The sequence below is a fragment of the Rhizobacter sp. P2_H2 genome (assembly GCF_056403375.1).
Genome location: NZ_JBFUFP010001497.1, coordinates 1 through 1,004 on the forward strand (window position 1 = coordinate 1; position 1,004 = coordinate 1,004).

Sequence of the window (1,004 nt, forward strand, 5' to 3'; positions counted from 1 at the left end):
GCCATGGGCCGTCGGGCGCCTTGCCGTCGGACACTTGCCGCCCGCCGGTCGCCTGCGAGGCGCACTTCACCTGGAACAGCGGATTCAGCCCCGCGCCGCGCTCGATGCCGAGCGCCTCGACCAGCTGGTCCAGCGGCAGATGTGCCCGCTGCCGTGCGGCCAGCAGTCGCTCGCGCACCTGGCGCAGCAAGGCCGCGAAGCCCTGCTGCGGGTCGATGCGCAACCGCAGCACCAGCACGTTCGTGAAGTGACCGACCATGCCGGCCAGCTCGGCGCGGTCGCGGTTCGCTGACGGCACGCCAAAGCACAGGTCGCGGTCACCGCCGTAGCGGTGCAGCAGCAGCGCGAGCAAGGCCAGCGTCACCATCGCGGGCGAGGCGGCGTCACGGCGCGCGAGCGCGAGCAGCGCGTCGCCGGTCTCGGGCGCGAGGCCGAAGCCCAGCAGCTCGCCGCGGGCGCTGGGCTGCGCGCTGCGCGGGCGGTCCAGCGGCAGCGTGGTGGCGAGCGGTGCATCGCGCAATTCATCGAGCCACCAGGCCTGCTGGCGTGCCAGCTCGCCGGCGGCCAGCCAGCGTTGCTGCCATTGCGCATGGTCGGCGTACTGCAGCGCCGGCGGCTCCAGGGCCCGGGCGGGATGCTGCAACAGCGACGAGAGCTCCTGCAGCAGCAGCGCGACCGAGCCACCATCGGCCGCGATGTGGTGCACGCCGAGCAGCAGCGCCAGCGTGCCGTCGGGCTCGCAGTACAAGGCCGCGCGGAAGACGGGGCCGTCCTCCAGGTCGAACGGCTGCGCGGCAAAGTCTCGCGCCGCATCGTCGCTGCGTCCCTCGTGTTCCGACCAACCGAACGACGCCGATGCATCCACCCGCTGGATGGCCTGCCCCTCGGCATCCAGCGCGATCCGCGTGCGCAGCACCTCGTGCTGCTGCACCAGCCGTCGCACGGCAGCCTGCACGCCATCGGCACGGCACCCGCCGCGAATGCGCAGGCGCCCGGCCAGGTTG

General features: G+C 73.4%; 1 protein-coding gene. It reads right to left on the reverse strand.

The annotated features are described in order from the left end of the window. Positions 1-943, reverse strand: a 943-nt coding sequence (locus AC1D15_RS34220) for a condensation domain-containing protein (RefSeq protein WP_477829575.1), incomplete at its 3' end; no start/stop codon positions are given. Positions 944-1,004 lie beyond the last annotated feature (61 nt).